Raw genomic sequence first — 20517 nt, 5'->3', positions numbered from 1 at the left:
CCGGTCCACCTCGTCGACGGGACACTAGCCGGGCGACCGGTGGAGCTTCGAGCCCCCACTTCGGGGACGTTGTCGCCGTCTGTGCTCGCGCGTAAGGGTGCATTATGGAAACCAACGCCGTGCCCGTCGATCTCACCCAAACCTGGGACGAGGCCCGCAACGTCGACGGCGAGGACTCGTCGATCGTCTTCACGCCGCCTGAGTCCGACGGCCACGGTGGCTACGTCGACAACGACGGCAACCCGGTTGACGAGTTCGGGCGGGACATCCCACAGCCCGACGGCAACGGCGGCTGGGTCAACCACGAGGGCGAACCCGTCACCGAGGAAGGCGCGCCACTGCCCGCCGCCGACGGTTCGATCCCCGCGCCGGATCTGGGCGACTGGAAGGTCAGCACCGGTGATATCCGTGACGCCGAGGACCGGATCCTCACGTTGACCAAGACCGAGATCGACCAGTTCGAAAGCTTCCGCGACAGTGTCATGCAGCGGGCCAGCTGGATCTTCTACGCCGAGAACTATGCGGACACCCAGGTTTCCAGACACAGCGGTGATCGGATACAGGGCAACCACTACGCCGCGTGGAGCGACGGCCCGGACGAGTACTACGCGAGTGTCAAGGACCCGCACCCGGAGCAGACCGAGCAGATTCAGTACAACCAGTATCAGCTGCTGCAATCCGTGGGTGGCGTACTCGAACTGGTCGGCCAGTACGTCGCCAAACTCAATAACACCGCGCAGATCTACGCCGCGGCCGACATCAACTCCGCGCCTCCCACCGACTGAACCCCTCACCGGGCCGACCTCCAGAGGCTCACGTCGGAGACGGCCGGCATGTGCGCGACCGCGCCCGCCCAGCCCATCGCCGCGGCTCTCGGCCAGCGCAAGCCGGTCATCGAAAGTGGCACTGTCGAAACGCGAAACCGCTACGATCGGCTGATATTGTACCCGAATGACGAATATGTCAGGCTTCCGCAGAGTTGACCAAGGGGCCGAATTTCACCGATTGTTGTCGCGGGTAGTCGGCTATGCCCCGGACGCCGTGTTCGCCGAAGCACGGTCGGCACTCGCGGAGGGGCGTCTAGCCGACACAGCTAGGGCGATCTGCCGCGTTGCCTCCGCTGCCGGGCTGCGGCCTACCGATGCGGAAATCGCATTGCTCGTGACGGCTGCGCCGGAGGCCAGCGCCGAACTCCTCGACATACAACCGGGCGAATGGCCGTTGCCGTCGATCGAGTTCTTTCCGACTCATCCGGAAGAGGATGAGGTTTTTGCTCCTGAACCTGCCCCGCCGATACTCGATCTCACCGACGCCCCGGATGCGTTCGTTGAAAGCGTCACCGATGACATCGACGAGGGCGCGGTGGCGGCGGTGGACGGGATACCCGGTGCGGTTGCGTTGTGGCGGGCCTGGCGCGCTGGCGGCTACGGCGGCTCGACAGACCTGTTCGCGCGAGTCTTCGTTCTGGCCACCGATCTGCCGGAGGACGAACTCCCCGTGGCAACGGCGCTACTGCAAGAGAAGCTGATTCTGGCGGACGCTGACGAGACGCTGGTCGAGGCGTTCATCCTGGGGCAGGAACTGGCACCGTACCAGCAGCAGGCGTTGGAGGGAGGTGCACTGCTGTGGACTGCGGCGGAACCGCGCCGGGTAACCATCGCCCGGGTTTTCGACGGCGCAGACCCGGAGACCGGGCCCTGGTTCGCTCCAGACCACCCCCGACTGGAGGGTCCGATCCGTGACCAGGCGATCGCCTATCTCTCCGTCGGTCAACTCGTTCTGGCGATCACCCAGCGAACGGCCGACATCGTGACCGGATCCGATGAGCCCGTCGTGCCCATGTCTTACCGGACAGATGGCCAATGGGTATGGACCGACGCGGTCGTCTACTACCTCCAGACCCACGCGGTCGCTCCCGATCAAGACCTCTTGGATCACATGCGGAGTGTTAGCTTCAGTCCGCCGCAGACGGACGAGATCGGTACACACCGGGCACTCGCGGCGCTGTTCAGGCCATCGGCAGTCCTACCGGCTACCGTCGGTTAGTGGGGCGTTCCGGCGGCTCTGCACCGGGGCTGTCGTGCCGCTCGCCGTGGCCTTCCGGCCCGGAGCACATCCTGCACTGGTCGAGCCTTCCCGCCGGATCAGGGATCTGACGAAGATCGCCGTCGTAGGCCGGCCCCGGCCCGGTCAGGGTTCCGTCCGTATCCTGCGGTAGTGCCGGCGGGCTTTCAGCCGGTTACCGCAGGTGGCCATCGAGCACCGAGTGGGCAGCCTTCAGCTCCGCCGCCGCGACGTAGGCTGCGTCATGCGCGGTGACACTGCCCCGCAACTGCCATATCCGGTCAAGCAGCATCGCGACGCCAACCTCGTCGATGACCAACGACGGTAGGGTATCGATCGCCTCCTAAGCCCGAGCAAGGCCCAGCTTCCCACCGAGGTGCAGCACCGCCCACCGGCCGGTGCCGTCCCGGTGTTCCTCCACGCGCACCGACGCTGCCGGGATTCCGCTGTCGTCCAGGTACAGCCACGCGTGTTCGCGGACCTGCGGCTGACCGGGCATCCGGCGATCGTACGCCCCACCAATCCTGATTTTCGACCCGTTGAGGAGGGTCCATGGACCCGATCATTCTGCCTGCACTGCCCACCTACGCGTTCTCGCCGACGCTCGCCGGCCTGCTGTCCCTGGTGTTGACGATCATCCTGCCGATCCTGGCGGCCCTGCTGATGCGGGCGTCCTGGTCGGCGTGGCGTAAGGGTTTCGTGCTGCTCGCCTTGGCCACGGTCAAGAGCTACGTGGAAGCGTGGCTACTCGCCGTCAACGACGCAGTGGCGTTCAATCACGTCACCACCCTGTACTCAGCGCTCGTCACGTTCGGGCTCGCCGTCGCCATGTACCTCGGATTGTTGAAGGGCACCCCCGTTCAGCAGGCGGCGGTACGGGGCGGCATCGTCAACGATCGGCCCCGGCACGCCGAGCCCTGATCCACGTCGCACCGTCTCGGTAGGATCGTCGGCGCGGTGCCGCCGGTGACGTCTCGGTCAGGCACCGACCAGCCTGCAACGCCCCCCTTCCCGGACATGCCGGGAAGGGGGGCGCTTCCGTCGTTTACGCTGTTAGTGCGGGTGCGATGCCGAGACATCACCGGTGCACCGGGCGACGAAGGGCCATCCGCCGCAGCTCCCAAATGATCACCGCAGGGCCCCGGCGTGGACGCGGGCCACCGGCGCACCAGGGCCACCACGCAAGCCCGCGCCAGCCGTGCCGGCGGTGGGATCGGTGCCCCGCTGCTCGGGCAGAGAGCAGCCGGACTCCCCGTCCACCTTCACAGGTGGGCGGGGAGTTTCGTCGTACCCCGGGCATGGATGTCGCCGACCCGACACCATTACGTCCCGCAACCGGCCGGCTACGGTCGTCACCATCGCCGGATGCGGACCCGACACATTCTCGCCGCCGCCGTGCTGATGCTGCTCGCCGGCTGCGGACCCGACACCACCAGCACACCCGAACCAGCCCCGGCGACACCTGCCGCGAAACCACTCGACGCACGGCGGGTGCTCACGAAACTCAAGGCCGCCGACGTCGGCGTCACCGGCGGCACCATCCAGGACGAGAATACCGACCCGAACAACCTGCTCGGCCGACCCGGCGGCTACACCTCGCGTGCGTCCGCTGACCTGCCCGGCGGGCGACGCGACGAGCCGGTGCACTCCATCAACCGCGGCCTGGTCGTCGAGGTGTTCCCGACCGCCGACGACGCGGACCGGCGGGCCGAGTACATCCAGACGGTCACGAAAGGGATGCCGCTGCTTCCGGCCGAGTACCACTACCGGGCCGACGCCGGCCGGGTGCTGGTGCGGGTGTCAGGGCTGGTCAAGCCGTCACGAGCGGCGAAGGTCGCAGCCGCCGTCGCCGATCTGTAACCATCCCACCCCGGTCATTTGGTACAAAAGGGGAATTCCCCCGGCGCGGGGGGCGACAGTGGGGGTCGATCATGGCGGCGCACAGGAATCGTGTAATCGCGCACCAACGCACATCCGAAACCGCCATCATGATCCTTGTGCTGGCCGCCTTCGGCCCCTACCTTGCGGCCGGCATACGCACCGAACAGGCCGCCGTCTGTGCTGTTGCAGGGCTGGCGCTGCTGGCCGGCGCACATCACCTCCGCGAAACTCCCTCACGGGCAATGCTGGCAATCGCAGCGATGGCAACCTATCTGACCGTGGCCGCATTCGCCGCGGTCGGCCCCACCAGCCAAGCCACCGGTTACGGACCCGTCGGCTTCCTTGCCGGCCTCGACAACCTGCTCCTACCGATTGTCACTCTCACCGCCGGCTACCTGATCGCCGCCGGCCACCCTGACCGGCGGCGCCTCCTACGGATCACCGCACTGACCTTGGTGGCGGCGCTCGCCGTCAACGCGGCCGTGTCCTACCTGATGTTGGTGAGCCCCGGCGACTATGACCAACTGATGTCCGCCTGGTGGACCGGCGATGGTGGGGTATCCACAGCGGAGCGTGCCGCGACGATGGGCCGCTACTCGGGGATCTTCAACCAGCCCGCCGAGGCCGGGGTCGCCTACTCGCTGGGGCTGATCGCCGCCGTGTACGCGCTGCGCCGCCAACCCATGATCCTCGCCGCCGCCGGTGTCGCGCTCACCGTCGGTGGGCTTCTCACTGCATCCAAAATCTTCCTGCTGATCGGGTTGCCTGTCGCGTTGTGGCAGACGTGGATGGGGTCGTCGTGGCACACCCGTGCCGGTACGGTGCTCGCCGTCGGCGGGGTGATGGCGTTGTTCGACCACCAGGCCCGGCAGCCCGATTCACCGATCGGTGGTGTGCTGCTCGGGGCGTGGCTCAACCCGGGAGACCGGGGCGGAGGCCTCCTGTCTCTGTATACGGCGTCACGGTTCGGCGAACAGTCCACCCTCGCCGACACTGCCGGCATCGTTTTGACCCACTCGCCGTGGTTCGGGTTCGGGTTGGGTGGGCTGCGGGTCGCCTACGACAGCGCATGGGTGGAGGCCCTCGTCATGGCTGGCATTGTCGGAGTGGCGGCGCAGGCCGCCATCCTGGCGGTGATGGTGTGGTGCTGGCTTGATGTGCGGCGGTGGGCGGACCCGGCTGCGGTGCGGTTCGGCGCCGGGCTGCTGCTGGTGGTGACTGTCGGGTCGGCGGGTTTGCCCACGACCACGGCGAACAGGGTGTCGTCGGTGGTGTGGTTGTTCGTGGCGCTGCTGCTGGTGTGTCCGCCGATCCCCGGGCGGCGTGCCCTCTGGGCGAAGGATGCGCCGGAGGATGCGGCGGCGGGGCGTCCGCTGCGGGTGCTGCCGGTCGACCAGCGACGGCACGAGGTTCGTTGGCCGGGTGTCAAACCGATGGCACGGCAGTGAGCCACCGGCCGGGGTCAAGTTCCCGGTCCGCGCGCTGCCGGTAACCGCAAGGCCACAGTGCGGCGCAGTCCCGGCAGCGGCGCGGCTCGTCATCACACCGACCGTGCCGGGCCGCGAGCGTGCGCCAATGCTCCCGATCCACCCGGGGCAAACTACCCCTAACCGGCAGGTTCCGAACCCTTGCGGGGGCGGCCACCCTTCGTCCAGCCCGCCCTCGACTCGGCCACCAGCCGATCCACGGTCACCTCGTCGGCGTCGTACAGGCGGGCCAAGCACCGCATGTCGGACACCGACACGCCACACTGACCCTGCTCGATGCGCCACACCTTCGACAGCGACCAGCCCGTCTCCGCCGCCACCTGCTCACCAGTCAACCCGCACGCGATCCGCAGCCGCTTCCTCAGTCAGATGTTGACGTTGATGGCGTCGGGGACAGCGTTCGTGGACGGTGTGCCGTGGCCGATACCCGCATACACCTGCGGCCGGGTTTGACGCAGGTGACCGGCCCACATGCCACCGACGGCGGCGGTGCCGACGACGATCGCCGGGAGCAGTAGCGGCAGCAACGACCCGGGGGCGGCACCGAGCAACGATCCGGCGCTGCTGACCATCGCGACGAGCACCACCGAGCCGGTGAGCAACCCCGCCATGGGCGCGATCCGCCACTGCCACAGACCACCGTCGTCCCGGGCGGGTTTCGGTGCGGCCAGGGCTGATGCCGACGCGGCCAGCAGCAGTCACAGCAGCCCCAACGCGCCCAGCGTGGACAGCCACGCGAACATCTGCCCGACCGGGTCCGCGCCGGCCAACGCGAACCCGGCCACCACCACGGCGGCGGTAACGGTCTGGGCCAGTGACCCGCCACGTGGCGCGCTGACCCGGGCGCCGCTGTCCGCTCCGGCGAGTCCGGTCGGTAGCACCGCTTCGCGGGCCATCGCGAACACGTACCGGGCGATCACACTGTGGAAGGCGAGCATCGCGGTGAGGATCGCCAGGATCAGCAGGAGCCCCGCCGCGGTGACCCAGAAGCTGCCGGCCCGGTCGAGGATCGTCAGGGGCAGGTCCGGGTCGGCTGCGGCGGCTTGCCGGGGCTGGTCGGCCCGACGGCCAGGCCCATCGCCCACGCCGCCAGGGCGTACACGCCGCCGAGCACCAGCGCCCCTGTGATGGTGGCGCGGCTGACCGCCCGCCGGTCGACGGTTTCCTCCACGAAGCTGCCGGGGGCGTCGATGCCCATGAGGGAAGCGACGGCGAAGGCGACCGCGCCGCCGATACCGCCGACGGCGAGGCCGGAGGCGGCGAACCCGTCCCACGTGGGTGCGTCGGCCGAGCTGACGCCGACGGCGATGAACACGGCGACGATCAGCAGCGACGCGGTGAGGACACCGGCCAGCAGCAGGGTGGAGCGGACGACCGGCCAGCGGCCGAACACGGCGACCGTGTGTCGGCGTACAGGTTGGCGTGGCCAGTCAGGTACGCGTGAACGTGCCCAACTCGCCGCACCCACCAAGAACCTTCTTGATCAGGCCGAAGCGGTCATCGATCGATGAGCACCACAGCCCGTCGTTGCAGGGTCTGCAGACGACCTTCGTGGCGCTGGGCGCCGCCGAGGCGCGCCCGAGCGGATCGTCGAGCAGGTAGGGGCTGAATGCGCTGCGCGAGCGCTGCGGGTAGTGCTTCGTGAGCAAGCCGACCCGCACCGCAGCCGCGCAGCGGCGAGGAGCGGAAGCGGCGCGGTAGGAGGTTTCAGCAGAGGGGCACCACCACCTACCTCTCGGATCTTGGGCATGAGGCTGGTCCCGTTCGTCCGTGCCTACCTGGGCACGTTCATCCGTACGCCGACACCGTGGCGAGGGCGATACCGGCCCACACTGTCCATGACCCGCCGAGCAGTGCGGCGAGGGTCGCGCCGAGCAGCCCGTAGAGGCTGATCTGGATGGCGTTGTAGGCGAGCAGGGCGACCAGGCCGCCTGCCACGTTACCTTTTTGATCGTCCCCAGCCGGGGACCCTCGGTCGCCCGGCCCGGTATGACTTCCTGCCCCTGTCGTTCGGATGATCCGGGGGGTGTTGTCGCTGGGTCGGGTGGCGTCGGCGGACCGCTGATAGGGACACGGCCACCCGTGTTCGGGGTAGGTCTCTTCGTAACGTGGCTGCCGGCAGTCCGACGCCTTGACTGCGGCCGAGGCCACGATGCGATGCGTGGAGGCGGTCTGGTGCGCGACGGTTATGGCGTCTTCCTGGGCTTGGACGTCGGTAAGGGTGATCATCACACGGTCGGGTTGGCCCCGGACGGCAAGCGGCTGCACGACGCGCCGTTGCCGAACACCGAGGTCCGGCTGCGGCAGCTGTTCGACAAACTCGCCCGCCACGGCCGGGTCGTGGTCGTGGTCGATCAGCCTGCCTCGATCGGTGCCTTGCCGGTCGCGGTGGCTCGGGCGTGCGGGCATCAGGTGGCCTATCTGCCTGGCCTGGCGATGCGGCGGATCGCCGATCTGCATCCCGGTTCGGCGAAGACCGACGCCCGTGACGCCTACGTTATCGCGGACGCGGCCCACACTCTGCCGCATACGCTACGGCGGGTCGACACCGGCGACGAGGCCCTGGCTGAGCTGGAAGTCCTCGTCGGCTTTGACGACGACCTCGCCGGCGAGGCCACTCGGGTGTCGAATCGGATCCGGGGCCTGCTAACGCAGATCCATCCCGCCTTGGAACGGGTGCTGGGTCCGAAAGTCCACCACAAGGCGGTCCTGGAGTTGCTGTCGCGTTGTGGCGGTCCGATCGGGCTGCGCAAGGCAGGCCGCCGCAAGCTTCTCTCGATCGCGACAGTGCACGCGCCTCGCATGGGTGAGCGGCTCGTCGCCCAGATCATGACCGCCCTCGACGAGCAGACCGTCACCGTCCCCGGCACCCAAGCCGCCGAAACGATCCTGCCCCGCCTCGCCGACAGCCTCCGCGACATCCTGCGACAACGCGACCAGGCCGCCGGTGAGGTCGAGAGGATGCTTGATGCGCACCCTCTTGCCCCGGTCCTGACCTCGATGCCCGGCATCGGCGTCAGGACCGCCGCCCGGATCCTGCTCGAAGTCGGCGACGGCACCGCCTTCGCCACCCCCGGCCACCTCGCCGCCTACGCCAGCCTCGCCCCCGTCACCCGACGATCCGGCACCAGCATCCGCGGCGAACACCCACCCCGAGGCGGCAACAAGAACCTCAAACGCGCGTTCTTCCTCGCCGCGTTCGCAGCCCTCGCCGACCCCGTCAGCCGCGCCTACTACGACCGCAAACGCGCCGAAGGCAAACGCCACAACGCCGCCCTCATCTGCCTCGCCCGACGCCGCTGCGACGTCCTGTTCGCCATGCTCCGCGACAAGATCCCCTACCAACCACGGCCGACAGATCAGGCACCCATCCCCGCTTGACGAAACCCATAGGGACACCCCCACCAGTCGCCGACGCCGCTGACCTGGACGACGCCATCCAAGCCGGTGCTGCCCACCTCGCGGCAGTACGGCGGCCATCCCGCCGGTTCACTGCCGCCGCTGTGGTCGCGGTTGCGGCGGCGGCATTCGGTTGGGGTGCATTCGCCCTCCACTCCCTGTTCGCGGCGACGGCCGGACCCCCGACGGCGGGTCTCGTCGCCCACGCTGTCGCGGCATCCATCCTGACCATGGTGGGTATCGCCTTCGGCGCGCTGTGGGTGGTGGCGTGGCGGTCCGGCCGCCGCGAGACGGTCCGCGACCAGCTCGCGGCGGACCGGTATGAGCGGCTGCTGGTGGAGATCGGGCAGATGCGGGCAGAACTGCGGGACGGCGACGGGCGTGCGTTGGCTGCGGTGGAACGGGCCCAGCAGCTCATCGGATCGCCGGAGGGTGGGACGGTGCGGCAGCCGGATCTCGCAGCGCACACCGTTGGCCTTGACGAGCCGACCATCACCGGTCACGAGTGGACAGGCCAGCAACTCCGCCGCCGCGACATACGCCGCGTCGTACGCCGTGACATTGCCCCGCAACTGCCACGTCCGATCAAGCAGCGTCGCGGCACCAACCTCGTCGATGACCAACGAAGGCAGGGTCTCGATCGCCTCCTGTGCCCGAGCAAGGCCGAGCTTCCCACCGAGGACCTTGCCTCTGATCACCGACATGACCTCGATCAGAAGATGGCTCGGCGCAGCCCAGTGCGGATCTCCGGTCAGTTCCGCCCGCGCCGCGTCGCCGACCGGCCCGTCGTCAACCAGGGCATCGACCATAGCCGACGCATCCACCACGATCACGCGGCGCTCCCCCACGGTCCGCGCTGCTCCCGCTGGTCATCCAACTCGGCAGCTCTCTCCCCCGGCAGGGAACGAGCACCGTCCGACCGGCCGGCGAAGCGATCAAGGGCCGCCGTATTGCGCAGCCGTCGAGCCTGGGTCTCCACCAACTCCAGCAGGTACGCCTGGAGTGACTGCCCACGCGCCTTGGCCTGGGCCGCCAGGGCGTCTCGCACTTCTTCCGGCACGTCCCGAATCTGAAGAGCAACCATGCATTCATTATGCATGCAGTCTCGCTTGCTAGCCAGGAAGGACTCGAACCCTCGATCAACCGGTTCGCATGACGACTACGGCACGGACCCAAAACCGCAGGCCAGAGAAGTACGTGGGCCGAAGGTACCACCATGCGAACCAACCAGCGACTATCGCCGGTGACCCGTTCCCGCTGCGGGCGCGCACGTCAGGAGCGCGGTTCATACGCTCGGCCAAGGATCAGGCGATCTGACGGAGATCGCTGCCATAGTCGAAAATGATCCGCATCCGGGCGCCCAGTGCTCGCGCGTACCGACTCAGGGTCGCGACCTCGTTGGCCTCCAGATCGCCGTTCTCGATCTGACTGACCCGGCCGGGGGTGACCCCCATCAGCTCGGCAACCTGCCGCTGGGTGAGCCCGAGACGCTTACGCTCCTCGGCCAGGTGGAACGCGCTGATCCATGCCTCGGTGCGGGCGCGCTCCACATCGAGCGCGGCGTCGTCCCCGTCGTGCAACTCGGCACGGATGTCGTCCCAGTCATTAAAGTCGCTCATCAGCCCTCCCTCCGCTTCCTCTCAAAGGCGAGCCAGCCCTCGTAGGCGACCTCGGCGACCGGGATCGCTTCCTCACACCATCGAGACCAGTCTCCGGCCTTGTTACCGGCCACCAACAGCACCGCCTGTGACCAGGGATCAAAGACGAACAGAACCCAGATCGCGACGTCCCGCCCAGACCTCGGTCGCAGCTCCTTGAGGTTGCCGATGCTCGACCCTCTGAGCGTGTCGACCAACGGACGCCCCAGCCCCGGACCGGTCTCCGCGAGCATGTCGATCGCCACGTTGACCGACCGGTAGGTCGCCGGATCGGTCTGACGGAGCGAGCGCAACCAGTCGCGGACATCGCTGGTCGTTCTGATCGCCCAGTGACGGGCGGGGCCGTGTGGCATGGACCAACTATAGCTCAGCCTATACCTTGAGGCAGCATCCGAACCGCAAACGCGCAGGTCGGCAGCATGATCGCGTTCAATGGTGGGGCGGGCGGGACTCGAACCCGCGACCGAGGGATTATGAGTCCCCTGCTCTAACCGGCTGAGCTACCGCCCCGGCACCGGGCCGGATCTTATCCCGCCCAGTCGATCACCGGCCAACGAACCTTCCCGACCTCCCTGCGGGCCGACGGACCGTACGGTCGGACGCCCGATGCGAGCGCCGTGCGGTGCAGGTCGGGAGGGATCCGGCGGCCACGGCCTCTCCTCACCGGCGTCGCCCTCGTGTCAGCAGCACGATGGGCAACGCGAGGATAACAGTGAGCAGCCAGCCGACCACGACCGCACCCCACAGTACGGCGACGTCCTCCTCGGCGGTGGGACTGATCAGCATGCCGATGGTGAGCAGCAGGGTGAACCCGCCCACCACCAGCGTGGCCAGGCCGCTGAGCACCATCAGCAGGATCTCCCACCCGGCCCGCTTCGGCCGGGTCAGGCGCTCGCGAGCCGCGCGGAGGGCACGCGGTTGGGGAATGCTCTCCGGATCGCGGGGCGGCATGGTGATCTGCCGGTCGATCGGCACCCCGCTGTCGACGACGTGCATCGCCGCCGGGCGCGTGTCGAACAGGGTCGGCTCGATGTGCAGCACGATCGCGTCGTGGCCGATGAGCTGCCGGGCGCCGTCGGGCCAGGCCAGCATCGCGGCGCAGTCGGCGTAGGTGACCGTGAGGGTGCCACCGGCACTGAGGTGGCTGACTCCCTCGGTGCCGATGAGTAGTCGACTGTCGTCGTCGCGGGCGCGGTAGGTGGTGCCCGCGACGGTCGACTCCGACGAGGTGGGCGCGGCGGTGAAGCCAGCCCAGTCGGCGCTGGTCCCGTTCGGCACCATCAGCAGCGCCGAGGCGTACGCCTCCTGGGCGACCTCGTGCAGGTCGGCGAGGGTTACCGCCTTCAGCTGCGCGAGCTGCTCGTCGATGGTGCGGTTCGGCTCGCCGTTGAGCAGGTTGAAGGCGTACGCGGGCAGCCGGGTGGCGTCGGCCTCGGCGGTGGCGTACATGTCGATCCGCTTGGCCACCACGGCGTCGAGGTCGCTCTGCTCGATCCGGCCCACCCGCAGCTTGGCCAGCACGTCGATGAATCCGCCGAGCACGGCGTCCTGCTTCTCGGCCAGCGAGTCGGCCAGGGTCCGCAGGTGGGCCTGGCCGTCGCCACGCGGTTCGTAGCCGCTGCCGATGGTGTAGGAGAGACCGGCGTCCTGGCGCAGCGCCCGGAACAGTTCGCGCTCCAGCACCTCGGCGAAGATGTTCGCGGCGGTGCGGCGCCGCACGACCGCGTCGAGCACCACCGCCCGCGAGCCGTGCACGAAGTACGCCGGGGTGGCCGGCAGCGCCGACGAGGCGGCCGGTACCGGCTGCCGGGTGCCGGCGGGCAGGTCCAGCCGCAGTCCTTCGGGCACCCGGTCACCGGCGATCCAGAGCACCGCGTTCTCCCGGGTGAACCAGCGTGCGGCCCACTGGCGCAGGTCCTCGGCGGTGAGCCTGCCCAGCCCCCACTCCGGGTAGCTGCTGAGCCCGTGGTCGCGGGCGCCGTGGCGCCACAGCGGGATGTCGTCGATGGCCGCGCTTCCCCGGCTGCTCCACTCGGTACGCAGGATGTCCTTCTCCACCTCCAACCGCCCGGTCGGCAGGTCGGTCAGGTTGGCGCAGACGGAGGTGAGGAAGGTGGCGATGTCCGGTGCTGAGCCCTGCATGTGGAAGGTGGTGAAGGTCGGTCCGGTGGCGCCGTTGAAGTGGTAGTCGGCGGTGCCCAGCGGGGCGAGAACGAGGTGTTCGAGCAGGTGGGTGATGCCGTGGCGGGCCAGCGTCTCGTCGGCGGTGCCGACCCGGAAGGTCAGCCCGGCCCGCATCGGCCCGCCGGTGGGGGCGAGCAGGGTCGGCACCCCGTCGGTTTCCAGGTGTTGGATCACGGCCGGCCGCCCTTCGCGTACGCCTTGTCGCGGAACCGCTGGAACTGCGCCACCGCGTCGCCGAAGTAGCCGAACATCGATTCGTCACCGAGGTGTCCGAGGGCGGCGAACTGCTGCGCCGCCGGTGTCCACTCCTGCATGAGGCAGAAGGCGAGGGCGAAGGTGCTGCGTACCTGGACCCAGTCCCAACCGTGGCGGAACTCGGGGTGCCAGATGGAGCGCTGAGCCGCGTCGTGGATCGCGGCGCGCACCTGCTGGCCGCGCAGGAATGCCCGCGCGGCGGACAGGGTGCCGTGGTCGAAGGCCTGCTCCAGGTGCACCTCGACGACGAGGACGGCGTTGGGCGCGCCGGCCGGTGCGGCGTCGGTGCATTCCCGGGCGAAGTCGTACGCCTTCTCCCAGCTGCCGCTCCATTTCGGACAGAGCTGCTGCAACAGGGAGCCCTGCGCCGGCAGGTGGTGCGGGTGCGCGGCGGCGAGCCGGTCGTAGCGGCGCCGGGCCTCGGCCTGGCCCAGTTGCAGGCCGCGGGCGCTGGTGACCCGCTGGGTCCAGGCTGCCGCGTCCTGCGGGTGGCGGGCGGTGGCCTCGATGAGGATCTGCTCGGCCCGGCGCAGATGATCGAAGAACCGGGCGAACTGTGCCCGGCTGACGTCCTGTGCCCGGCTGGCCGTCCGGATCCGCCATCCGGCGTGGATCAGGTGCGCCCCCAGCATGGCCGCGGCCACCGGGTCGTCCGGTTGCTCGGCGAGTGCCTTCCGCAGGAGCGGCTCGGCGTCCGGTGTGTCACCGACCTCGCCGACGAGGACCGTCCGACCGTGGGCGTCCTGGGCGTCGACGAGGGCGCGCAGCGCCGGCCAGTCACCGGCGGCCAGCGCGCCACGGGCGCCGGCCACCTGGGGGTACGCCGCCGCGGCGTCGAACACCGGCGGCGGGAGGGGTGCGGGCATGGCGAGGATCATAAGTGATCATCTTTGGCCCGGTGACCCCGAATTCTCAGTGCTGGCGCAGGTGCCGCAGGGCGGCTCCGGCGGTGCGCCAGCCGCTGGCGAGTGCCCCCTGGATGGACGGGCTGTCGCGGTGGTCACCGGCGACGAACAGTCCGTTTCCCAGCCCCACCGGCTTACGTAGCCGGCCCTGTGGCGGCGGCGCGGCGGGCAGCGCGGCGGGGATCGTGACCGTGGTCAGGTGTTCCCAGTCGGCGGTGGGCCGCCCGTACAGCCGGGTCAGTTCCAGCCGCACGGCCGGCTCGGACGGTACCGACGGCCCGACCACGGAGGTGGCGATCAGGTGCCGGCCGGTGGGCGCGTAGCCGGGCACGGCGTGGGTGACGACGACCGTGTTGGCGACCATCTCGCGGCGGTCGCCGTCGAGCAGCAGGATCGGCTCGTCCAGCGGTGGCTCGCTGGCCGCGTGGTAGAAGGTGGTGTAGGCGTGCATTCGTACCGGCGGCAGGTCCAGCAGCCGGGTGGCGGTGGGTGGGTCGACGGCGACGATGGCGGCCCGGCAGCGCAACTCGCCGGCGGTGGTCCGGACGCGACCGGGTGTCACCTCGGCGACGGGAGTGTGCAGCTCCAGCAGCCCGGTCGGCAGCGGCGCGGCGACGGCCCGGGGCAGCGCCGCCATGCCGTCGGCGGGCAGGCCGACCCGGCCCCGGGCGAACGAGCGCAGCACCATCGCCAGGACGTGGCTGGAGGTGGCCAGTTCCCGGTCGAGCAGCACGCCGGAGAGGAACGGACGAAGCAGGTCCTCGATGATCGCGTGGGAGAGGCCCGCGCGGCGCAGCGCCACTTCGGCGGTGGTCTCGGGCCGGGCGAGCAGACGTTCGGGAGGCAGCGTGGCGTAGCTCGCGGCGAGTGCGGCGAAGCGCAGCCGGTCGGGCAGGGAGCCGACGGGGGCCAGGGCGGTGCCCGGACCACCGGCGGGCTCGCGCAACGGGTTGACCAGTCGCAGCAGCCGGTCGCCCTTGCGTACCCGCACCCCGGGAACGAAGAAGCCGAGGTCGAGACGGTCCACGTCGAGCAACGCGCCGAGCCGGGGGTACGCCGTGTTGAGGACCTGAAATCCACGATCGAGCAGGAAGCCGTCGACGGTGTCGGTGGCGACCCGGCCACCAAGCCGGTCGGCGGCCTCTACCAACCGCCAGGACACTCCGGCGCGGTGCAGGCGGCGGGCTGCGGCGAGGCCGGCGAGGCCGCCGCCCACGATCACGACGTCGGTGTCAGCGGGCATGGGGTACGTCGTGCCCTGGTTGTGCCGGTGCGGGCTGGCGGCGGGCGGGGCGCGCCGCCACGGCGGGGCGCGCGGCGGCCTCGGATGGTCGCGGCTCGGCCGAGCCGATCTTCCAGTTTCCGGACATCCCACCCACCGGCTGTCGTCGCAGGATCGACGCGCACCAGCGTAGACGCGTTGGCCGGGTGCCGCCCGCTGAAAGCCCGGCGTCGCGCCGCCGGCCGGATCTGGTGGGACACGAGTGACGCCCACCAGATCTGGCCGGTGGGCGTCGTGGTGAAGTAGGAAGCTCCCCCGTTTGGACTCGAACCAAAAACCTGCCGGTTAACAGCCGGCTGCTCTGCCAATTGAGCTACGGGGGACCGCAACAACGCCCGGAACGGATCGCTCCGCACCGCGCGCCGGGCACAAGAGTACAGGACGGCAGGGGGTGTTGGTCCAGGGGGTTCATCGGCCACCACCGAGCGACGCGGCGACCGTTTACCAGACAAATCGTCATCCTGGCACAAGGAGGTATGAGCGGAGAGCAGGATGGGTAGTTAGCTGCCGACGACAGGACGCAGGCGCGAATCGGTCAGTCCCGCCACCCGGCTTCCGGGAGCGGGACGACGGCGCGTCAGGTACGAAAGGAGCCGCCATGCGCGGAAAGATCATGTTCCTTGGCGGGCTGGCTGCAGGGTTCGTCCTGGGCGCCCGTGCCGGCCGGGAGAAGTACGAGGAGTTGGTGGTCCGGGGCCGCAAGGTGCTCGACCACCCGACCGTCCAGGAGGCGGCCGGGGTCGCGCAGGCCCAGGCGAACCGCCTCTACCACGAGGGCAAGGACAAGCTCGGCAACTCCAAGCTGGGCGAGAAGCTGAACTCCAACGGCAAGGAAGGGCTCACCCCGGCCGACGACACGTTCGCCGGTACGCCGGCCACGGCCGGCAGCAAGTCGGGTTCCGGCACGTCGAGCTCCGCTTCGACGTCCACCACCCCCCGCACCAAGCCGACCGGTACCGGAGCCAACGGCAGCACGCTCTGAGCACCTCGGACGGGCCCGGCCACCGACCTCGGTGACCGGGCCCGTCCGTACGCCCGGACGGCAGCGGACCGACGCGGCCAGACGTTGACGCTGTCGGCTTCGGCTGGCCACTGGTTCGAAACACCGCCGTGGAACACTTCGCCCGGAGGTGGTCGAGATGGCCCTGGTCCGGCCGGAGAATCCGCAGCAGGCACGGTTGGTCCGGTTGCTGCGGGACGAGGGCCCCCGGTCCCGGGTGGAGCTGGGTGACCTGCTGCGCCTGTCCCGGACGGCCCTCACCACCGAACTGGGCGGGCTCGTCGCCCGCGGGCTTGTCGAAACCGCCGGGCCGGCGGCGTCCCGGGGCGGGCGCCGGTCGTCGTTGCTGCGCCTCTCCGGCGGCGTGCGTTTCGCCAGCGTGGTGGTCGCCACCGACCAGGTCACCGTCGCCGTCACCGACGGGGAGCTGAACGTGCTCACCGAGGCCAGCGAGGTCGCGGACGTACGCGACGGGCCGGAGCCGGTGATCGGCCGGGCCATCGAGCTGGTCGACAAGCTCCGCGCCGAACTGGGCGTCACCGAACTCACCGGGGTCGGTGTCGCCCTTCCCGGGCCGGTCGACGGCGGCACCTCCACCGCACCGGCCGTCCTGCCTCGGTGGCAGCGCTTTCCGGTCCGGGACGCCTTCGCCGCCGAACTGGGCTGCCCGGTGCTCGTCGACAACGACGCGAACGTGCTCGCCCTCGGCGAGCGGCACGCCGGCATCGGCCGTACCGTCGAGGACTTCCTCTACGTGAAGCTCGGTACGGCGCTCGGCTGCGGGCTGGTGCTCGGCGGATCGCTCTACCGGGGCGCGACCAGTAGCGCGGGCGACATCGCGCACCTACCGCTCGGCGAGGAAGGGCCGCCCTGCGCGTGCGGGGAGGCCGGTTGTCTCGAGGCGTACTGCGGGGATGTCGGGTTGGTCCGGGCGGCACTGGCGGTCGCCCGGTCGGACCGCTCCCCGGTGCTGGCCGCGCGCGTCACCGAGGCGGGCTCGCTCACCGTCGCGGACGTGGTCGCGGCCGCCACCGCCGGTGATCCGGCCACCCAGCTCCTCGTCCGCGACGCCGCCCGCCGGCTCGGTCGGGTGCTGGTGGGTCTGGTCAGCTTCTTCAACCCCGGCATGGTCGTGATCGGCGGCGCACCCGACGGGCTCGGCCACCTGCTGCTCTCCGAGATCCGTGGCGTGGTCTACCGACGGTCGGCGCCGTTGGCCACCGGCACCATGCCGATCGTGCTGTCCGACCTGGCGGGCCGGGCCGCCGTGGTGGGCGCGGCGTACCTGGCCAGCGAACATGTCTTCAGCGCCGGTTGACCACAGGGGGCCGGCTGCGGGCCGGCCCCCGGCGACCGAAGGCGTTCAGTCCTTGCTGCTGAAGGCCGCGTCGAAGGCGGCCGACGGTGCGTCGAAGGCGAGCCGGCGGACGAACTGGAGCGCCTCGGGTGCGCCCACCAGCCGGTCCATCCCGGCGTCCTCCCACTCGATGGAGATCGGGCCGGAGTAACCGATGGCGTTCAGCGCCCGGAAGCAGTCCTCCCACGGCACGTCGCCGTGGCCGGTGGAGACGAAGTCCCAGCCACGGCGCAGGTCCGCCCAGGGCAGGTGCGAGGCCAACCGGCCGCGCCGGCCGTCACCGGTACGCACCTTGGCGTCCTTGCAGTCGACGTGGTAGATCCGGTCGGCGAAGTCGAAGATGAAGTTGACCGGGTCGAGTTCCTGCCAGACGAAGTGCGACGGGTCCCAGTTCAGCCCGAAGGCGGGCCGGTTGCCGATCGCCTCCAGGGTCCGCTTCGTCGTCCAGTAGTCGTACGCGATCTCACTGGGGTGCACCTCGTGGGCGAAACGCACCCCGACCTCGTCGAAGACGTCGAGGATCGGGTTCCACCGGTCGGCGAAGTCCTGGTAGCCGCGCTCGATCATGGCCGGCGGCACCGGCGGGAACATCGCCAGGGTGTGCCAGATCGACGAGCCGGTGAAGCCGACGACGGTGTCCACGCCGAGCTTCGCCGCCGCGCGGGCGGTGTCCTTGATCTCCTCGGCGGCCCGCTGGCGTACCCCTTCGGGCTCGCCGTCGCCCCAGATCCGGGCGGGCAGGATGCCCTGGTGCCGCTCGTCGATCGGGTGGTCGCAGACCGCCTGGCCGACCAGGTGGTTGGAGATGGTGAAGACCTGGAGGTTGTGCTTGGCGAGCGTCTCCCGCTTGCGTTCGACGTACGAGTCGTCGGCCATGGCCTTGTCGACCTCGAAGTGGTCGCCCCAGCAGGCGATCTCCAGGCCGTCGTAGCCCCACTCGGCGGCGAGCCGGCACACCTCGTCGAACGGAAGGTCGGCCCACTGGCCGGTGAACAGCGTGATCGGTCGCGCCATGTGTCCTTTTCCCCTGTCGTGTTGGGGATTCCGTTACCTGCGGGACCGGGGCGAGGGATGACCGGATGGGTGACGGCCTCGACGGTGCACCGGTGGACGCGTTCGCGTCTGGGGCCGACGGGTTGCGCCTCCCGTCGACTCACCGGCCACCTCGCGGTCGCCGTCTCCCACTCTAGGCGGGTCGCGGGCGGTTCGAAAGAGCCCCGGTGCGACGGGGTGACCGTCGCACCGGGGCGGCACAACCTGTTCGGTTACGGCAGGACCCAGCGCTGGTTGGCGCCGGTGTGGCAGGTCCACAGGTGCACGGCCTGCCCGTCGGCGGAGCTGTTGTTCGACACGTCCAGACACTTGCCCGAGTTCGGGTTACGCAACGTGCCGTTGGACTGGGCCGACCAGTTCTGGGCACCGCTGCCGTTGCACGTCCAGAGCTGGATCTTCGTACCGTCGGCCGAGCCGGCACCGTTGACGTCCAGGCACTTGCCCAACGCCCGGATCGTCGAGTTCGGCGTCACCGTCCACGTCTGCGCCGCCGAACCGTTGCAGGTGTAGATCTGGATCTGCGTACCGTCGGCCGTGCCCGCGTTACGCACGTCCAGACACTTGCCGGCCAACCCGGTGATCCGGCCGGTCCGGTCACCGCCCGGCGGCGGGTTCGAGCCGCCGAGTTCCTTGATCCGGATGTTGCGGAACGAGACGTCGTCGCCGGTGCCGTGGTTCTGGATGCCGATGTGCCCGGCGAGCGACCGGACCGGGTCGGTGTTGGTGAAGTCGTTGATCTTCGTGCCGTTCAGGAAGACCTGGAGACGCTCCCCCTCCACCAGCAGCTCGTAGGTGTTCCACTCCCCCGCCGGATTCAGCGCGGCGTCGCGGGCGGCGAGGTCGGCGGACTTGAAGCCGTAGACCGCGCCGGTGGTCCGGTCGGCGGCGTCGGTGGGGTCGATCTGCACCTCGTAGCCGTTGTTGATGGCGGAGTTCGGGTCGCTCGACGGTGGGAAGCCGATGAAGACCCCGGAGTTGTCGTCTCCGGCCACCCGCCAGTCCAGCTTCAGCGAGTAGTTGGTGAACTGCTTGGCGCTGTGCCAGAACAGTCCCATCCCGCCGACCGAGGTCAGGGTGGCGTCGGAGTTGCTGAAGCTGCCCGGCCCGGCCTGGGACCAGCCGCTGGTCGAGCCGTTGTAGAGGGTGGTGTAGCCGGTCTCCGGCCGGCAGTCGGCCTTGGTGCGGCCGGCCGCGTACCGGATGCCGCCGAGCAGGTGCGCCCGGAAGGCCGGTTCGGCGTACGACGCCTGGGTGTGGCCGCCGCCGGTGTAGAAGGACCGACCGCCGTTGTACGTCTTGCACCAGGCGATCGGGTGGTCGGCGCCCATCACCCCGCCCGAGTACGTCGACTCGTTGAGGTTCGCCAGCACCCGCGCCCCGGAGCGGGGGTTGCTCTGGAAGTCGTACCACTCGTCGGTGCGGACCCAGTTCTGCGGCAGGTGGGCGGTGGCCGCGTGGGCGCGGTTCTCCACCCGGACGGTGGCCTGCTGGATGGCCGGGTGGGAGCGGAAGTACGCCCCGACCAGGTTGCCGTAGAAGGACCAGCCGTACTCGGTGTCGGCGGCGGAGTGCACGCCGACGTAGCCGCCACCGGAGCCGATGTACGACTCGAACGCGCTCTGCTGGCTGCCGTTGAGCACGTCGCCGGTGGTGTTGAGGAAGATGACCGCCTCGTACTGGGCGAGGTTGCCGGTGGTGAAGACGCCGGCGTCCTCGGTCGCGGTGACGGTGAAGCTGTTCGCCGCGCCCAGGTCGCGGATGGTCTGGGTGCCCACCGCGATGGAGTCGTGCCGGAAACCGGCCGTCTTGGAGAAGACCAGCACGTCGTACGGGGCGTCGGCGGCGCTGGCCGGGGTGGCCGGGGTGGTGCAGGCGAGTACGGCGAGGGCTGCGGTGGCCAGGCCGACGGTGGTTCGGAGGAGTCTGCGCATGTCGCTCTCCCAACGGTGGTGGTGTCAGGAGGGGCCCTTCACAACACTAGGTGTTCACGAG

22 protein-coding genes, 2 tRNA genes and 2 pseudogenes are annotated in these 20517 nt (G+C 69.8%); 8 read left to right on the top strand and 18 right to left on the bottom strand.

The annotated features are described in order from the left end of the window. Positions 1–104: 104 nt before the first annotated feature. Together O3597_RS04055 and O3597_RS04050 are read left to right on the top strand one after the other, a co-directional pair. A complete protein-coding gene (locus O3597_RS04055) occupies positions 105–785 on the top strand; it encodes a hypothetical protein (protein ID WP_164449491.1) in 681 nt (226 codons plus the stop codon). A 166-nt stretch (positions 786–951) separates the two neighbouring features. Next, positions 952–2046: a hypothetical protein gene (locus O3597_RS04050; protein ID WP_348650329.1), complete on the top strand. Its 1095-nt coding sequence runs from the start codon at positions 952–954 to the stop codon at positions 2044–2046. A 232-nt stretch (positions 2047–2278) separates the two neighbouring features. Here O3597_RS04050 and O3597_RS04045 read toward each other — a convergent pair. Continuing rightward, positions 2279–2440 (bottom strand): annotated as a pseudogene (locus O3597_RS04045) (VapC toxin family PIN domain ribonuclease); the annotation flags it as partial. A gap of 176 nt (positions 2441–2616) precedes the next feature. Between O3597_RS04045 and O3597_RS04040 the strand changes: the two are divergent. The 3 genes from O3597_RS04040 to O3597_RS04030 all read left to right on the top strand — a co-directional run bounded on the left by O3597_RS04040 (position 2617) and on the right by O3597_RS04030 (position 5393). Next, positions 2617–2985, top strand: coding sequence for a hypothetical protein (locus O3597_RS04040; protein ID WP_164449490.1), 369 nt, complete (start codon positions 2617–2619; stop codon positions 2983–2985). Between the two features lie 444 nt (positions 2986–3429). Then, a complete protein-coding gene (locus O3597_RS04035; RefSeq protein ID WP_164449489.1) occupies positions 3430–3924 on the top strand; it encodes a hypothetical protein in 495 nt (164 codons plus the stop codon). A gap of 128 nt (positions 3925–4052) precedes the next feature. After that, on the top strand, positions 4053–5393 hold the full coding sequence (locus O3597_RS04030; RefSeq protein WP_281603283.1) for a hypothetical protein: 1341 nt from the start codon (positions 4053–4055) through the stop codon (positions 5391–5393). Between the two features lie 158 nt (positions 5394–5551). On the opposite strand, the gene O3597_RS04025 is transcribed toward O3597_RS04030, so the two are convergent. The 6 genes from O3597_RS04025 to O3597_RS04000 all read right to left on the bottom strand — a co-directional run bounded on the left by O3597_RS04025 (position 5552) and on the right by O3597_RS04000 (position 7370). Next, positions 5552–5779, bottom strand: a complete 228-nt coding sequence (locus O3597_RS04025; RefSeq protein WP_281604468.1) for a helix-turn-helix transcriptional regulator — start codon at positions 5777–5779, stop codon at positions 5552–5554. Positions 5780–5797: 18 nt separating this feature from the next. Continuing rightward, complete coding sequence (locus tag O3597_RS04020) at positions 5798–6043, bottom strand: hypothetical protein (RefSeq protein WP_164449486.1); 246 nt, start codon at positions 6041–6043, stop codon at positions 5798–5800. Positions 6044–6130: 87 nt separating this feature from the next. Further along, positions 6131–6517, bottom strand: a complete 387-nt coding sequence (locus O3597_RS04015; protein ID WP_164449485.1) for a hypothetical protein — start codon at positions 6515–6517, stop codon at positions 6131–6133. Continuing rightward, entirely contained in the window at positions 6445–6825 is a 381-nt protein-coding gene (locus O3597_RS04010) for a hypothetical protein (protein WP_281603282.1), read from the bottom strand. Before O3597_RS04010 ends, O3597_RS04015 begins: the two co-directional genes overlap by 73 nt. Positions 6826–6862: 37 nt before the next feature. Then, the gene (locus tag O3597_RS04005; protein WP_164449483.1) at positions 6863–7081 is read right to left on the bottom strand and encodes a hypothetical protein; all 219 of its coding nucleotides are present in this window, start codon (positions 7079–7081) and stop codon (positions 6863–6865) included. A gap of 139 nt (positions 7082–7220) precedes the next feature. Then, positions 7221–7370, bottom strand: a complete 150-nt coding sequence (locus tag O3597_RS04000) for a hypothetical protein (RefSeq protein WP_164449374.1) — start codon at positions 7368–7370, stop codon at positions 7221–7223. 219 nt (positions 7371–7589) lie between these two features. Here O3597_RS04000 and O3597_RS03995 point away from each other — a divergent pair, with 219 nt between their 5' ends. Continuing rightward, positions 7590–8813: an IS110 family transposase gene (locus tag O3597_RS03995; protein ID WP_281604467.1), complete on the top strand. Its 1224-nt coding sequence runs from the start codon at positions 7590–7592 to the stop codon at positions 8811–8813. Between the two features lie 464 nt (positions 8814–9277). Here the strand turns inward: O3597_RS03995 and O3597_RS03990 are convergent. From O3597_RS03990 to O3597_RS03950, 9 genes and pseudogenes are all read right to left on the bottom strand, one after another. Then, positions 9278–9679: pseudogene (locus O3597_RS03990) on the bottom strand (type II toxin-antitoxin system VapC family toxin); the annotation flags it as partial. Then, positions 9661–9915 (bottom strand): hypothetical protein, encoded by a 255-nt coding sequence (locus O3597_RS03985; RefSeq protein ID WP_281603281.1) that lies wholly within the window; start codon positions 9913–9915, stop codon positions 9661–9663. The gene O3597_RS03985 and the pseudogene O3597_RS03990, both read right to left, overlap by 19 nt. 220 nt (positions 9916–10135) lie before the next feature. After that, complete coding sequence (locus O3597_RS03980; RefSeq protein WP_164449481.1) at positions 10136–10450, bottom strand: helix-turn-helix transcriptional regulator; 315 nt, start codon at positions 10448–10450, stop codon at positions 10136–10138. Beyond that, on the bottom strand, positions 10450–10842 hold the full coding sequence (locus tag O3597_RS03975) for a type II toxin-antitoxin system RelE/ParE family toxin (protein ID WP_281603280.1): 393 nt from the start codon (positions 10840–10842) through the stop codon (positions 10450–10452). Before O3597_RS03975 ends, O3597_RS03980 begins: the two co-directional genes overlap by 1 nt. Before the next feature lie 80 nt (positions 10843–10922). Beyond that, positions 10923–10999 (bottom strand) — tRNA-Ile (locus O3597_RS03970). A gap of 150 nt (positions 11000–11149) precedes the next feature. Next, entirely contained in the window at positions 11150–12847 is a 1698-nt protein-coding gene (locus tag O3597_RS03965; RefSeq protein WP_281603279.1) for an insulinase family protein, read from the bottom strand. Beyond that, the gene (locus tag O3597_RS03960; RefSeq protein ID WP_235945084.1) at positions 12844–13794 is read right to left on the bottom strand and encodes a hypothetical protein; all 951 of its coding nucleotides are present in this window, start codon (positions 13792–13794) and stop codon (positions 12844–12846) included. The genes O3597_RS03965 and O3597_RS03960 overlap by 4 nt, the downstream gene beginning before the upstream one ends. 46 nt (positions 13795–13840) lie before the next feature. Beyond that, on the bottom strand, positions 13841–15076 hold the full coding sequence (locus O3597_RS03955; protein WP_281603278.1) for an NAD(P)/FAD-dependent oxidoreductase: 1236 nt from the start codon (positions 15074–15076) through the stop codon (positions 13841–13843). A gap of 289 nt (positions 15077–15365) precedes the next feature. Beyond that, a tRNA-Asn gene (locus O3597_RS03950) sits at positions 15366–15438 on the bottom strand. Between the two features lie 275 nt (positions 15439–15713). On the opposite strand from O3597_RS03950, the gene O3597_RS03945 reads away from it, so the two are divergent. Next, a complete protein-coding gene (locus tag O3597_RS03945) occupies positions 15714–16097 on the top strand; it encodes a hypothetical protein (RefSeq protein WP_281603277.1) in 384 nt (127 codons plus the stop codon). Positions 16098–16254: 157 nt separating this feature from the next. After that, positions 16255–17433 (top strand): ROK family transcriptional regulator, encoded by a 1179-nt coding sequence (locus O3597_RS03940; RefSeq protein ID WP_164449477.1) that lies wholly within the window; start codon positions 16255–16257, stop codon positions 17431–17433. Between the two features lie 45 nt (positions 17434–17478). Here O3597_RS03940 and O3597_RS03935 read toward each other — a convergent pair whose 3' ends face one another. Together O3597_RS03935 and O3597_RS03930 are read right to left on the bottom strand one after the other, a co-directional pair. Then, positions 17479–18486, bottom strand: a complete 1008-nt coding sequence (locus O3597_RS03935; protein WP_164449476.1) for a sugar phosphate isomerase/epimerase family protein — start codon at positions 18484–18486, stop codon at positions 17479–17481. Between the two features lie 251 nt (positions 18487–18737). Further along, on the bottom strand, positions 18738–20456 hold the full coding sequence (locus tag O3597_RS03930; RefSeq protein ID WP_281603276.1) for a ThuA domain-containing protein: 1719 nt from the start codon (positions 20454–20456) through the stop codon (positions 18738–18740). Between the last annotated feature and the right edge of the window lie 61 nt (positions 20457–20517).

The organism is Verrucosispora sp. WMMA2044 (genome assembly GCF_027497155.1).
GTDB classification, from domain to species: domain Bacteria; phylum Actinomycetota; class Actinomycetes; order Mycobacteriales; family Micromonosporaceae; genus Micromonospora; species Micromonospora palythoicola.
This window is presented reverse-complemented; position numbering and strand designations above follow the sequence as displayed.